We start from the raw sequence: 13,561 nt of genomic DNA on the forward strand, positions 1-13,561 counted from the left end.
CCGCGCGGCAACGATTTGCGTCCGCTCAGGCCGGTTCGCGCGGTCCCGGCCTGCTGCCGATGTCGTCAGCCCGACCGGTGCACGGCCAGTTGGATTTCCAGCAGGAGACGGTCGGGGGCGGAGCCGAGGTCGATGCCCATGAGCTGGGTGGCGCGGCGGATGCGGTAGCGGAGGGTGTTGGGGTGGATGCGTAGTTCGGCGGCGGCGGCGCGGACGTCGCCGCGGTGGGTGAGGTAGGTGTCGAGGCTGGCGCGCAGCTCGGCGGAGTAGGTGGTGTCGTAGTCGACGAGGGTGTCCAGGCGGGGATCGCGGAGCTGCGGACGGTCGGCGATCAACGTCAGGATCTCCGCGAGCAGCACGGTGGTGCGAGACCGGGCCAGCGTCGTGACCGGCTCGGCCGCAGGCAGATTCGCGGTGCGGTCCAGGACGCGGTCCACCTCGGCGCGCGCCCGGGCCGCGTCGGCGAGTCCGGCGACCGGGGCGGCGACGGCTGCCCGCAGCGTCAGCCCGGACCCCTCGGCGAGCTGCTCGATGACCTGCCGGGTCCACGAGGTCACCCGGTCCACCGACCGGTGCTCGGGGAACAGCACGTACAGCCGGTCGCCGATCCGGGTGGTCACACAGTCCTGCCGGAAGGCACTGGCGTGCAAGCGAAGTGTGACCGTGCCGCGAGGCAGCGCTGCCGCCGCGTTCTTCGACCCGTGCGGGGCGAACCCGACCACGGCGGCCTGCCCGTCGGCCGCCATGGCGAACGTCTCGGCGAAGGCGGCGAGGTCGACGTCGCCGCCGTGCGCGCCGAGCAGCCGCTGGATCAGCAGCGCGTCGGTCGTCGGAGCGTGGCGCGTACGCCAGATCACCCGTGCCGCAATGGAAGCCGCGCCGCGCAGGACCCGGTCGCTGTCCGCGCGCAGGGGCTCGGTGGCCTCCTGTACCCAGATCGTGCCGAGTACGGCCGGTGCGCGCGGCCCGTCGCGCCCCGGCTCGCGGATCCCGATCGCCAAGCGCCGCCGCGTCTCCCATTCCGGCTGGGCCGGAACCTCCACGGGCTCACCGGAATTGCGCAGGCGATCGAATACGCCCGCGCGCTGCAACCAGTGCAGGTACCCGGCCGGGCCCTGCCGCCCCAGCACCGACAGCCGGCGCACGGCGTCGGCGGAGGCCGTGCTGTCGGCCGAGTACGCCAGCACCCGGGACTGGTCGTCCTCGATGGTCACCAGCCCCCCGGTCGACTCGCCCACCGACTGCGCCAACCCGAACAGGTCGGTGTCGAGCGCGGGCACGGATTCCACGGCGGCCCGTGGCCCGTGCCCAGTGATCCGTTCGATCAGCGCGTGGACTATCTCCCAGCGGGCATGGGCATGGACCTCGACCAGCGCTATCCCGGACTCGTGGGCGGCTTCGCGCAACCGCGCCGAGACGCTCTTGGAGAACACCACCCGCGGCCGGTGCTCGGCCGGGCAGCGCTCGCCCAGGTCGCGCACCCAGCGCGTGGCATCGTCGTCACCCACGCCGACCTGCAGGTACACCTCCGGCAGTGCCCGGCCGGGCGGCATGTCCATGGTCAGGTCGTCGATGTCCATGAACGCCACGGAACCGACCAGCACGTCCTCGCCGGCGGGCGCGTCCACCAGTGTGACGACGGAGCTGGTCAGCGCCGTCAGCACGTCCGACAGCGGTATGGCGTGGGTCACGTTCTTCATTCAATCGGACGAAAGTATCCGGCGCAATTCGTCCGATCGAACAATCCGCTCCCGGCGTGGATGGGGTTTATTTCCTGCATGGACGCGATCACCACGGTCCCCGCGCCGTCCAACGAACCCGTCAACTCCTACGCGCCCGGCACCCCGGAACGCGTCCGGTTGCGGGCCGCACTGCGCGAACTGGCCGATACCCCCACCGACATCTGTCATGTGATCGACGGCGAGCACCGCCCCGGCGGTGGCGCCCGCGTCGATGTCGTGCAGCCGCACGCGCACCGGGCGGTGCTCGGCAGCTTCGGCGTCGCAGAATCGGCCGACGCCCGGGACGCCGTCGACTCCGCCGTGCGCGCCGCATCCGATTGGCGCGCACTGCCTTTCGACGAGCGCGCCGCGGTATTCCTGCGCGCCGCGGACCTGCTGGCCGGGCCGTGGCGCGAGACCGTCGCCGCGGCGACGATGCTGGGCCAGTCCAAGTCGCCGTATCAGGCCGAGATCGACGCGCCCTGCGAACTGGTCGACTTCTGGCGCTTCAACGTCCATTTCGCGCGGCAACTGCTGGCCGGTCAGCCGGAATCCGGCCCGGGTGTGTGGAACCGCAGCGACTACCGGCCACTGGAGGGCTTCGTCTACGCGATCACCCCGTTCAACTTCAGCGCGATCGCCGGAAACCTGCCCACCGCACCGGCTCTCATGGGCAATACGGTGGTGTGGAAGCCCTCGCCCACCCAGGCCCTCGCCGCCTATTACACGATGCGGCTGCTGGAGGCGGCCGGGCTGCCGCCGGGTGTGATCAATCTGGTGCATGGGCACGGCCCGGAGGTGTCGGAGGTGGCGCTGCGTGACCCGCGGCTGGCCGGTATCCACTTCACCGGCTCCACCCGCACCTTCCAGCACCTGTGGCGGGAGGTGGGCGCCCATATCGACCGCTACCACGGGTATCCGCGGCTGGTCGGGGAGACCGGCGGCAAGGATTTCGTGCTCGCGCATCCCTCGGCCGACCCGGAGACGCTGATGACGGCGCTGATTCGCGGCGCCTATGAGTATCAGGGCCAGAAGTGCTCGGCCGCGTCCCGCGCGTTCGTCCCGCGCTCGGTGTGGAATCGCGTCGGGGAGGAGCTGATCGGCCGGATCGAGTCGCTGTCCTACGGCGATATCACCGATTTCGCGAATTTCGGTGGGGCAGTGATAGATCGGCGCGCCTTCGACCGCAACGCCGCCGCGATCGAGCGGGCCAAGGCGACGCCGGGCGTGACCGTCGCGGCGGGCGGCTCGTACGACGACGCCGTCGGCTATTTCGTGTCACCGACGCTGCTGCTCGGCGACGATCCCGGCGACGAGATGTTCCGCACCGAGTACTTCGGCCCGATCCTGTCGGTGCACGTATACGACGATTCCCGCCCGCATGCCTTCGACGAGGCGCTGCGCCTGGTCGACACCGGGGCCGCCTACGCGCTGACCGGCGCGATCATCGCCCGCGACCGCGCGGCCATCGAGAAGGCAAGCGGGGCCCTGCGTTTCGCGGCGGGCAACTTCTACGTCAACGACAAGCCGACCGGCGCCGTGGTCGGCCAGCAGCCGTTCGGCGGCGCCCGCGCCTCCGGCACCAACGACAAGGCCGGTTCGCCGCTGAACCTGCTGCGCTGGGTCTCCCCGCGATCGATGAAGGAGACGTTCGTCCCGCCCGTGACGCACGAATACCCGCACCAGGCACCGGATTCGGAGCGGTCGTGAGTACGGCCACCGGGATACCCGTGGAGGAACGATGAACGCGTCCGCGCTGTCCAACCCGTTGCGCCCGGCGTTGCTGGCGGCGGCCCGCTCCCGTCGGGTCGAACGCGGCCTCACCCGGCTGCCCGCCACCGGTCGCATGATCGATCGCTTCGTGGCGGGGGAGACGCGGGACGCGGCGCTGTCCGCGGTGCGAGAGTTGTTGCGCGGCAATCGGTTCGTCACCGTCGACTACCTCGGCGAGGACACCGCCGACCCCGCGCAGGCGGACCGCGTCGTGCGGGAGTATCTCGGGCTGATCGCGGCACTGGCCGAACTGCCGACCGGCGCCGCGGCGGGACCACGCCCGCTCGAGGTGTCGGTGAAACTGTCGGCGCTGGGCCGGGCGCTGCCCACCGACGGTCACGAGACCGCCCTGGGCCATGCCCGCGTCCTGGCTCGCGCCGCCGCGGCCGCGGGTATCTGGATGACGATCGACGCCGAGGACCACGCGACCACCGAATCGCGGCTGGCCATCGTGCGCGAACTGCGCCGCGACCACCCGGAGACCGTCGGCACCGTGCTCCAGGCATACCTGCGGCGCACGGCGGGCGACTGCCGCGTCCTCGCCGACGAAGGCGCGCGGATCCGCCTGTGCAAGGGCGCCTACAGCGAGCCGGAATCGGTGGCCTTCCGGCACAAGCGGGAGGTGGACGCCTCGTACCTGGAGTGCCTGCGAATCCTCCTGGCGGGCAAGGGATATCCGATGATCGCTACCCACGACCCGGCGATGATCGAGGCCGCCGCGCTGCTCGCGACAGCCGCCGGGCGCGACCGCGACGACCTCGAATACCAGATGCTGTACGGCATCCGGCCCACCGAACAATCCCGGCTGATCGGCCTCGGACAACACCTACGCGTGTACGTCCCCTTCGGCGACCAGTGGTACGGCTATTTCGTCCGCAGACTCGCCGAACGCCCGGCAAACCTCATGTTCTTCCTCCGGTCGGCCGCGACGACGACCTGACGAGGTCGCGTAGCATCACCGCGATTCGCACCGGACGATGAGGACCGCAGTGACCGACCCCGCACCCACCGCCCTGTCCGGCCGCCCCGCGGCCACCACGGGACGGACCATCGCGACCGCCAGCTTCATCGGCACCGCGATCGAGTTCTACGACTACTACATCTACGGCACCGCGGCCGCGCTCGTGCTCAACAAGATGTTCTTCCCGACCCTGTCGTCGGTGGCGGGCACGCTGGCGTCACTGGCCACCTTCGCCATCGGCTTCGTCGCGCGTCCGCTGGGCGCGATCGTGTTCGGCCACTTCGGCGATCGCATCGGACGCAAGGCCACCCTGGTGGTGTCGCTGCTGTTGATGGGCTTGTCCACCGCGTGCATCGGCTTGCTGCCGGGATACACGACGCTGGGGGTGGCCGCGCCGGTGCTGCTGGTACTGCTGCGCGTCCTGCAGGGCATCGGATTGGGTGGCGAATGGGGCGGCGCCGCACTGCTTTCCACCGAGCACGCGCCGCGGGGCCGGCGCGGGCTGTTCGCGGCCGCCCCGCAAATGGGTTCGCCCGTCGGGTATTTCGTGGCGACCGCGGTGTTCTGGGCACTGTCGGAGGGCCTGCCGAAGGACGCGTTCGACGCGTGGGGCTGGCGGATACCGTTCCTGCTGTCGTTCGTGCTGGTGGCGGTCGGGCTGCGGATCCGCCTGCGAGTGGCCGAGACCCCGGCGTTCGCGAACTTCGTGGCGGCCCGGCACGCCACCCGGGTGCCGATGGCGGCGGTGCTGCGGCGCTATCCAAGGGAATTGCTGCTCGGTGCGGGCAGCATCGTGATCGTGTACGTGATGTTCTACACGGCATCCACCTACTGCCTCACCTACACGACGAAAACCCTGGGGGTGCCCCGCAATACGATGCTGGGCCTGACCCTGATCGCGGTCGTCGTGCTGGGCGCCGCGACGTTCACGGTGGCCCGGTGGTCCGATCTCGTCGGCCGCCGCGTGCTGATGCTCGGCGGCGCGGCCTTCGGGCTGGTGTGGAGCCTGGTGCTGTTCCCGCTGCTCAATACCGGGGACCCGGTGCTGATCGTGGTCGGCCTGTCCGGCGCGCTGCTGTGCATGGGGATCGTGTGGGGGCCGCTGGGCGCGTTCCTGCCCGAGCTGTTCGGTACCGACGTGCGGTACACCGGGGCCGGCATCGCCTACAACCTCGGTGGCGTGCTGGGCGGCGGCGCCGCGCCGCTGATCGTCGCCCAGGTGGGGGAGACGCGTGGCACGGTCGCGGTGGGCTGGTTCATGGCCGCCATGGCCGCGATCTCGCTGGTGTCCATCGCCGCGCTGCCCGAGACGCGGCACCGGCAGCTCGACGCCGTGTGAGCAATGCGGCGACGCGCCCTTCTTTCGTGTCGACACGCCCCTGACCTGGGGTGGAGGTGTGGGGGGAGAATTAGTTCTTGTGGGGCGCATGTGAATTGCGGTACAACAGCTATGTCACGGCAACTTTAAATGTCTCGTTGAGCTTCTGTGTTCTGTCCGTTCGACCACGCTGAGAAAACCGCACTGCCAGGCAAGCTGTCCGGATGAGATGCCCGTGGGGAAGCGGTCATCCCGTGCACTTCGTGTGTGCTGAGTAGTCGCCGGTCGCTCGCCGTCGGGGTGGTGTGCGCCGAACCGAAGGGCGAGCCATGGCGACAACTCCATCGCGCAACAGCATCGTTCGACTACTTCTCACCACGCTGACCGGCCTGATCGCCGTCTCGGTCGCCGCGGGAACCGCCACCGGCGCCGACGACATCGGCAGCAATTCCGGCAGCGCCTCGGGCTCGGGATCCGGCTCGGCCTCCGGCAGCGCCAGCGGCTCGGCGACCCTGCCGCTCGCCAGCCCCCGGGCGATGATCGCGCTGAACCTGGCCCAGACCCAGGTCGGCAAGCCGTACGAATGGGGCGCCACCGGACCCCTCACCTACGACTGCTCCGGACTGGCGGTGTGGTCGTTCCGGCACGTGGGCATCATGCTGCCGCGCACCACCTGGCAGCAGGCGGCGGCGGGCAGCGCGGTACCGCTGGGCTCGATTCAGCCCGGCGACATCGTCATCGTGAACGCCGACGGATCACACGAGGGCATCTACGCCGGTGGCGGGCAGCTGCTCAACGCGCACTCGGCGGGCGTCGGGGTCGTGCTGACGCCACTCAGCGAATTCGACATCTACGCGATCCGCCGGTTCTACTGACGTCAGTCGTGCACCAGCCCGCGCAGCACCGGACCGTACTCCGGATGGGTGAGGGCCGAGGCGAACTGGGCGACCAGATAGTCGGCGGGATTGCCGGTGTCGTACCAGTTGCCCTGGATGACCTGGCCGTACACCGCGTTGGAGGCGGCGAACACATTGATCGCGTCGGTCAGGTAGACCTCGCCGCTGCGGTGGGTGTACCACTCGGCGACCTGCTTGCGCAGCTCCTCCACGATGCCCGGGGTGACGACGTAACCACCGATCGCGGCGTAGGCCGAGGGCGCGTCCTCCGGCTTCGGCTTCTCGACCAGACCGGTGATGCGCATCAGCCCGTTGTCGAAGGTCTCCTCGACCACCGGCACGCCGTAGCGCGTCGAATCGGCGGCATCCATGGGCAGCAGCGCCAGCACCGGGGAGTGCGTCTTGTTGTAGGCGTCGATGAGTTGCTGCGCGCGCGGCACGTCCGCGACGAACACGTCGTCGGGCCACAGCACCAGCATCGGCTCGTCGCCCAGGGTGCGGGCGGCGTTGAGCACCGGCGTGCCGTTGCCGTACGGACCGTGCTGGTCCAGATAGGTGATGTGGCCGAGGCGGCCGAGTTCGCCGACCTCCTCCACCGCGTCGGCGTAGGCGGTCTTGCCATCGGCGCGCAGCTGCGCCACCAGCGCCGGATTGGGCCGGAAGTGGTCCTGGATCAACGACTTTCCGGCACTGACCACGATCGTGATGTCGGTGATGCCCGAGGCCACCAGCTCCCGCACGGTGTGTTCGATCACCGGCTTGTCGCCGACGGGCAGCATCTCCTTGGGGATGGCCTTGGTCAGCGGGAGCAGGCGGGAACCGATACCGGCGGCCGGGATCACGGCCTTTCGGATGCTCATGATCCGATCATCACATACTCGGGTCGCCGATCATGTCGGTAGCCGCGCGTAGATTCCCTGTCATGGACGCTGCCCCCGACTCGGCTACGGCATGGCTCGTGCCTGGTCAGCGGGCATCTGCCGGGGTAGTGCGCGGTCCCGGCGGCGCGGCCGGGCGTGGCCGCGATTCGCAGGAACCCGCCAGCAATTTGCCAGTCCGGGGAACCACCCTGGCATCCGGCCGTGCGGCTCTCGAGGCGTCGGCGCGGCGCTGGGTGCTGCACATTGATATGGATGCCTTCTTCGCCTCGGTGGAGCAGCTCACCCGTCCCACGCTGCGCGGGCGGCCGGTCCTGGTCGGCGGCATCGGCGCGCGCGGCGTGGTGGCCGGGGCCAGCTACGAGTCCCGGGTGTTCGGCGCGCGGTCGGCCATGCCGATGCATCAGGCGCGCCGGCTGGTGGGCGTGACGGCGGTGGTGGTGCCGCCGCGCGGGGTGGTCTACGGCGAGGTGAGCGGGCAGGTGTTCGAGGCACTGCGCTCGCGCATACCGGTGTTGGAGACGCTGTCGTTCGACGAGGCATTCGGCGAGCCCGCCGAGCTGGTCGGCGCCACCGCCGCGCGGGTGCTGGAATTTTGCGAGGAGTTGCGCGCGCTGGTCCGCGAGCGCACCGGGCTGGTCGCGTCGGTGGGCGCGGGCACCGGCAAGCAGCTGGCCAAGATCGCCTCCGGGCTCGCGAAACCCGATGGGGTGCGGGTGGTTTCACCGGCCGAGCAGCAGCAGCTGCTCGCCGCGCTGCCGGTGCGCAAGCTGTGGGGTATCGGCCCGGTGGCCGAGGGGCGGCTGCGTTCGCTGGGCATCGAGACCGTCGGCGCGTTCGCGGCGCTGCCCGAGCAGGAGGCGGTGTCGCTGCTGGGCGGCAGTGTCGGCGCGGCCCTGCACCGCCTGGCCCGCGGCCTCGACGACCGCCCGGTCGCCGAGCGCGCCGAGGCCAAGCAGATCAGCGCCGAAACCACTTACGAGAGCGACATAGTCACCCTCGCCCAGCTCCGCCCGGCGATCGAGGCGATGGCCGCGGCCGCGCACCGGCGCCTGATCGCCGACGGCCGCGCCGCGCGCACGGTGGTACTGAAGCTGAAGAAGGCCGACATGAGCATCGTGACGCGTTCGTTCACGCTGCCCTACGCCACCGAGGAACCGGCGACGCTCACCGCGGCCGCGCTGCGCTCGGCCATCGATCCGGGCGAGCTGGGCCCGATTCGCTTGGTGGGCGTGGGTTTCGGCGGCCTGTCCACGGTCCGGCAGGAGTCGCTGTTCCCCGAACTGGATCAGGCGCTGGCGGCGTCGGGTAGCCCCGGCGCGGCGCGCGAGCCCGATTCGGCAAGCGCGCTCGACGAATTCGTGGCACCCGAGCCCGCGGTTCCGCCCGCCACCCGTTCCTATACCACCGAATTCTGGTATCCCGGGCGCGATGTCGCCCATCGCGAGCACGGGCACGGCTGGGTGCAGGGCTCCGGACACGGCCGCGTCACGGTCCGTTTCGAGACACGCTCGACAGGACCGGGTCCGGCGTATACCTTTCACGCCGACGATATCGACCTCGCCCCGGCCGACCCGCTCCTTAGTCTTCGTTGAATTTCGGCGGGTAGCGTGAGGCCACTCGTGCGGAGCCGCCGGTCGGGCGGCTGCTGTCACGTGCACGGTACAGACCAACCTCGAACGTAAAGGACGAGCATTGAAGCTTCAGATGACTGGACGCATCGCGGTCGCCACGCTGGCCGTCGTGGCCGCGCTCGGCATGTCCGCCTGCGGCAGCGGCGACAAGAACGAGGGTTCCAAGCCGAAGAGCTCGAGCAAAGCGGCCGCCACGTCGGTGCAGAACGTGCCGCCGGTGCCGACCGTCGAGGAGCTGAACACCGAGCTGTCGCAGGCGCTGGACCCGAACGTTCCCGCCGAAGAGAAGATCCAGTACCTCGAGGACGGTCAGGAGGCCCTGCAGAAGGACCCTGACATGATCAAGAAGCTGACCGACGCGTACCAGCAGAACAACGCCAAGATCGAGGTGACCAACGTCACATACCTCGGCGGCGACACCCTGACCGCGAAGGCCAACTTCTCCGTCAACGACGGCGCGCCGAGCGAGGCCAGCGTGCCGTTCATCGCGCAGAACGGCAAGTGGGTCCTGCAGAAGAGCTGGGCCTGCGCCGGAATCCAGAACCTCGGCCAGGCCTCGCCCGCCTGCTCGTAACTTTCCGTCGCCCGACGGGGCCGATGTCCGGCGTGGCATCGGCCCCGTTCGCATGTCCGCCGAGCGTGCGGGGAAGCTAAGCGCAGGCTGAGAATCCCGTGCGCGATTTCTCCGGTCACGAATGCGTCACGCTACGATCGGCCCCCGTGACGGACACGATGGTGAGGGCGGACGAGGCGCCCGCAGCGGGCGAGCAACCTCGGGCCACCCGGCCGCGACACGGAGGGTGGGCCCAGCCGGTGGCCCTGATCGCCGGTGTGCTCGCGGCCCTGTTCGCCGTCGCGGTGCCGCTGCTGCCCGTTCACGTGGACAAGACGACGCTGTCGTGGCCGCAACAGGATTCGACCCGCAGCATCACCGCGCCGCTGGTGTCCTACGCGCCCTTGACCTTCGACGCCACCATTCCCGGCGCGACGCTGCAGCAACTCGCCGAACGTGGCGGCCTGGCCGCGGCGACCATGCCCGCGACCGCGCCCGACCTGGAGAAGTACGGTTTCGTCGCGCGGGTGCGGCCCGCACAGGACGACCGGCCGGCGCTGTTCGAGGTGATACTGCGCAGCCAGTCGATGTTCAGCGTGCCGCTCGCCGAACTCTCCGACGCGGCGCTGGTCGTCCACTCCGACCACTCCTCGACCACGGCCGAACTGCGCGGCACCGGCGCGAAACCGGCGGTGCTGTACGGCGATTTCCGGCCGCAGCTGGTGGGGGTGTTCAGCGATCTGCCCGCCGCGGGCGGCACCACTGTCACCGCGGAGGTCGACAGCCGGTTCTCGGTCGTGCCGACGATCGCCAAGCGGGCCGCCACGGTGCTGGCGGTGGTGCTGGCCCTGGTCGCGCTGGCGGCGCTGTTCCGGCTGGACCGGTTCGACGGACGCCGGGTGCGCCGGCTGCTGCCGCAGCGGTGGTGGACGTTCACCCGCGTCGACACCGTCGTTCTCGGCGCGCTCGTGGTGTGGCATTTCATCGGTTCCACCACCTCCGACGACGGCTATCAGTTCGGCATGGCCCGCACCTCGCTGGTGTCGGGCTACATGGCGAACTATTTCCGGTTCTTCGGCGTGCCCGAAAACCCGGTCGGCACACCGCCGTACGACGTGATCGCGCACATGACCGAGATCAGCACCGCCAGTCCGTGGATGCGGCTGCCCACGCTGCTGGCCGGTGTCATCACCTGGCTGGCGTTGAGCCGGGAGGTGATCCCGCGGCTCGGGGTAGCCGTGCGCCACGACAAGGTGGCGGTGTGGACGGGGGCGCTCGGTTTCCTCGCGGTGTGGCTGCCCTACAACAACGGCCTGCGCCCGGAACCGGTGATCGCCGTCGCGGTGCTGCTCACCTGGTGTTTCGTGGAGCGCGCGATCGCGACGCGACGGCTGCTGCCCTACGCCATCGCCATTCTGATCGCGGCATTCAGTCTCACCGCGGCGCCCTCGGGCGTCATCTGCCTCGCGCCGCTGCTGGCCGGGGCGCGCTCGGTGGTGCGGTTCGGCGTCGGCCGGGCCCGTGAACTCGCGAATCCCACTGGGGTACCGGGGGATTCGAAGGTCTCGTGGTGGTCGTGGACCAAGGCGTACGGCGCGCTGCTGGCGCCGCTGGCCGCCGCCGGAACGCTGGTGCTGGTCTTCGCCTTCGGCGTCGAGCCGTTGTCGGCGATGTTCGAGATGAAGCGGGTGCACAACGCCGTCGGCCCGTCGGTGCCGTGGTACGACGACTACCTGACCTACCAGTGGCTGTTCATGCCCACCGCCGACGGCTCGATCGGTCGCCGGTTCGGCATCGTGGCGATGTGGCTCGGCCTGCTGGTGTGCGCGTTCGTGGTGCTGCGCAAGGGCGGGCGGATCCCGTTCGTCGCGGCCGGACCGGCGAAACGCCTGCTGGGCATCACCTTCGGTGCGATGGTGCTGATGGCGACCGTCCCGACGAAGTTCACCCACCACAACGGCATCTATGCCGGCCTGGCGGGCGCGGTCGCGGTCGTGACCGCGGTGGCGGTCGGGCCGCGGGTGATGCGGGCGCCGCGGTACCGGGCGCTGTTCGCGGCGATCGTGGCCATCGCGATGGCGCAGATCTTCACCAGCGTCAACGAGTGGTGGTACGTCTCCAGCTACGGCATTCCGTGGTGGGATCAGGCGCCGTCGGTGTTCGGCGTGGGGCTGAGCAAGATCTTCCTGATCATCGCCGTGCTGTGCCTGGCGCTGGCCGCGTGGTGGCATGTGCGGGCGCCGGAACCCGGTACGCCGCACCGCATTTCGCCGCGCGCCTGGCGGCTGGCGAAGATTCCGCCGCTGACCCTGGTCGCGGCGCTGATCGTGCTGTTCGAGGTGGCGTCGTTCGCCAAGGGCGCGGTCACGCAGTATCCCGCGTACTCGCTGGCGCGCTCGAACGTCGATGCGGTGCTCGGCAAGCCGTGCGGGCTGGCCAACGACGTACTGGTCGAGACCGACCCCAACGCCTCCATGCTGGCGCCGCTCTCGGGCGACCCGATGACCACGTTCGCCGGGAGTTCGACCGAATTCCTGCCCAACGGCGTCGGCGATCTCACCCCCGACGACCAGCCCGCGGGCAACAGCAGCAGTATCGCCAACGCCTTCAACGACAAGTCCGACGGCAGCGCCGGCACCCAACTCGGCGGCGCGCCACTGCCTTTCGGGCTGGCGAACGGCACGCCGGAGCTCGGCACCGCCGGTCAGCGGGCCTCGGCCGAACTGACCACCGGCTGGTACAAGCTGCCTGATCCGGCCGACCGCAGCGGCATCGTGGCGATCACCGCGGCGGGCCGGTTCCGCGCGATCACCCAGGACGGTTCGATCATGCCGGGGCAGCCGGTCGAGATCGAATACGGCACGTCGGATTCGACGGCCTCCGCGCAGGCGCTGGGCAAGGTGACGCCGATCGATATCGGTCCGGCCCCGTCGTGGCGCAATCTGCGGGTGCCGCTGGACCAGATCCCGGCGCAGGCCGACGTGATCCGCATCGTCGCCAAGGACAAGTCGCTCGACCCCAAGCAGTGGATGGCGCTGACCCCGCCGCGGATACCGCGGACCCAGACCATCGATCAGCTGATCGGCTCGAACGATCCGGTGCTGCTGGATTGGGCGGTGGGCCTGCAGTTTCCGTGCCAGCGCCCGTTCGACCACAAGGACGGCATCGCACAGATCCCGGGCTGGCGCATCCTGCCCGACCGCCCCGCCGCCCACGACACCAACCTGTGGGAGAGCCACGACGGCGGCGGCCCGCTCGGCTGGAGCCAGCAGCTGTTGCGCACCGAAACCCTGGCCACCTACCTCCGCGACGACTGGAGCCAGGACTGGGGCGAACTCCAGCGCCTGACACCCCGAGACCCCGCCGCCGCCCTCGCCGACCCCGCGGTCACCCAGGTCACCCACTCGGGCCTGTGGAACCCGGGCCACATCAACACCGCCTGGTAATTCCCCTCGAGAATTTCGCCGCCGCGGGAACCGCAGGGCCACCGCGTGCGTCGAAGTTGTTGACAGAGAAGGGGAGTCAACCATGTACAGCAGCAATGCAATGTCGTCTGCCGCCCGCAAGGCGGTCGTCGTCGCGGTCCTGTCCGCCGGGGTGCTGGGGACCGTCGGCACGGGCGTGGCCGCCGCGAAGGTCACGGTCACGGTCACCTGCCCGGTCTTCCTCAACACGTTCGGCCAGCCCGGCGGCGCTATCCAGTCGACCGGCACCGGCGACACCACGGGGGCGGCGGTGCAGGACGCCAGGGTGAAGGCACAGAAGACGGCATCCGAGCACGGCGGATACGTGAATCCCGACCTGTGCAAGTAGCCGGTCTCCGGACG

General features: G+C 70.1%; 10 protein-coding genes. 8 read left to right on the forward strand and 2 right to left on the reverse strand.

Annotation, left to right across the window (positions count from 1 at the left end; all coding sequences use genetic code 11):
* Window positions 1-65: 65 nt before the first annotated feature.
* Entirely contained in the window at window positions 66-1,700 is a 1,635-nt protein-coding gene (locus ACFMRZ_RS34680) for a PucR family transcriptional regulator (RefSeq protein WP_400182403.1), read from the reverse strand.
* A 78-nt stretch (window positions 1,701-1,778) separates the two neighbouring features.
* On the opposite strand from ACFMRZ_RS34680, the gene pruA reads away from it, so the two are divergent.
* The 4 genes from pruA to ACFMRZ_RS34700 all read left to right on the forward strand — a co-directional run bounded on the left by pruA (window position 1,779) and on the right by ACFMRZ_RS34700 (window position 6,648).
* Window positions 1,779-3,431: an L-glutamate gamma-semialdehyde dehydrogenase gene (pruA, locus tag ACFMRZ_RS34685; protein ID WP_400182404.1), complete on the forward strand. Its 1,653-nt coding sequence runs from the start codon at window positions 1,779-1,781 to the stop codon at window positions 3,429-3,431.
* Between the two features lie 31 nt (window positions 3,432-3,462).
* Entirely contained in the window at window positions 3,463-4,434 is a 972-nt protein-coding gene (locus ACFMRZ_RS34690) for a proline dehydrogenase family protein (protein WP_400182405.1), read from the forward strand.
* A 49-nt stretch (window positions 4,435-4,483) separates the two neighbouring features.
* Entirely contained in the window at window positions 4,484-5,794 is a 1,311-nt protein-coding gene (locus ACFMRZ_RS34695; protein ID WP_400182406.1) for an MFS transporter, read from the forward strand.
* Between the two features lie 308 nt (window positions 5,795-6,102).
* Window positions 6,103-6,648 (forward strand): C40 family peptidase, encoded by a 546-nt coding sequence (locus ACFMRZ_RS34700; protein WP_400182407.1) that lies wholly within the window; start codon window positions 6,103-6,105, stop codon window positions 6,646-6,648.
* A 2-nt stretch (window positions 6,649-6,650) separates the two neighbouring features.
* On the opposite strand, the gene ACFMRZ_RS34705 is transcribed toward ACFMRZ_RS34700, so the two are convergent.
* Complete coding sequence (locus tag ACFMRZ_RS34705) at window positions 6,651-7,529, reverse strand: UTP--glucose-1-phosphate uridylyltransferase (RefSeq protein WP_280364401.1); 879 nt, start codon at window positions 7,527-7,529, stop codon at window positions 6,651-6,653.
* A 269-nt stretch (window positions 7,530-7,798) separates the two neighbouring features.
* Here ACFMRZ_RS34705 and ACFMRZ_RS34710 point away from each other — a divergent pair, with 269 nt between their 5' ends.
* From ACFMRZ_RS34710 to ACFMRZ_RS34725, 4 genes are all read left to right on the forward strand, one after another.
* A complete protein-coding gene (locus ACFMRZ_RS34710) occupies window positions 7,799-9,142 on the forward strand; it encodes a DNA polymerase IV (protein WP_400183041.1) in 1,344 nt (447 codons plus the stop codon).
* 112 nt (window positions 9,143-9,254) lie between these two features.
* Entirely contained in the window at window positions 9,255-9,755 is a 501-nt protein-coding gene (locus ACFMRZ_RS34715; RefSeq protein ID WP_280275468.1) for a hypothetical protein, read from the forward strand.
* Between the two features lie 158 nt (window positions 9,756-9,913).
* Complete coding sequence (locus tag ACFMRZ_RS34720; protein WP_400183042.1) at window positions 9,914-13,180, forward strand: arabinosyltransferase domain-containing protein; 3,267 nt, start codon at window positions 9,914-9,916, stop codon at window positions 13,178-13,180.
* Between the two features lie 82 nt (window positions 13,181-13,262).
* Window positions 13,263-13,547: a hypothetical protein gene (locus ACFMRZ_RS34725; RefSeq protein ID WP_400182408.1), complete on the forward strand. Its 285-nt coding sequence runs from the start codon at window positions 13,263-13,265 to the stop codon at window positions 13,545-13,547.
* The last annotated feature ends 14 nt before the right edge of the window (window positions 13,548-13,561 follow it).

This window comes from Nocardia sp. N2S4-5 (genome assembly GCF_044628355.1).
In the GTDB taxonomy this organism is placed as follows: domain Bacteria; phylum Actinomycetota; class Actinomycetes; order Mycobacteriales; family Mycobacteriaceae; genus Nocardia; species Nocardia wallacei_B.

What these genes read in the sequence shown, in the direction of transcription:
- ACFMRZ_RS34680 (WP_400182403.1), bottom strand. Translation starts at nt 1,700, where the DNA reads ATGAAGAACGTGACCCACGCCATACCGCTGTCGGACGTGCTGACGGCG.
- pruA (WP_400182404.1), top strand. Translation starts at nt 1,779, where the DNA reads ATGGACGCGATCACCACGGTCCCCGCGCCGTCCAACGAACCCGTCAAC.
- ACFMRZ_RS34690 (WP_400182405.1), top strand. Translation starts at nt 3,463, where the DNA reads ATGAACGCGTCCGCGCTGTCCAACCCGTTGCGCCCGGCGTTGCTGGCG.
- ACFMRZ_RS34700 (WP_400182407.1), top strand. Translation starts at nt 6,103, where the DNA reads ATGGCGACAACTCCATCGCGCAACAGCATCGTTCGACTACTTCTCACC.
- ACFMRZ_RS34705 (WP_280364401.1), bottom strand. Translation starts at nt 7,529, where the DNA reads ATGAGCATCCGAAAGGCCGTGATCCCGGCCGCCGGTATCGGTTCCCGC.
- ACFMRZ_RS34710 (WP_400183041.1), top strand. Translation starts at nt 7,799, where the DNA reads ATGGATGCCTTCTTCGCCTCGGTGGAGCAGCTCACCCGTCCCACGCTG.
- ACFMRZ_RS34715 (WP_280275468.1), top strand. Translation starts at nt 9,255, where the DNA reads ATGACTGGACGCATCGCGGTCGCCACGCTGGCCGTCGTGGCCGCGCTC.
- ACFMRZ_RS34720 (WP_400183042.1), top strand. Translation starts at nt 9,914, where the DNA reads ATGGTGAGGGCGGACGAGGCGCCCGCAGCGGGCGAGCAACCTCGGGCC.
- ACFMRZ_RS34725 (WP_400182408.1), top strand. Translation starts at nt 13,263, where the DNA reads ATGTACAGCAGCAATGCAATGTCGTCTGCCGCCCGCAAGGCGGTCGTC.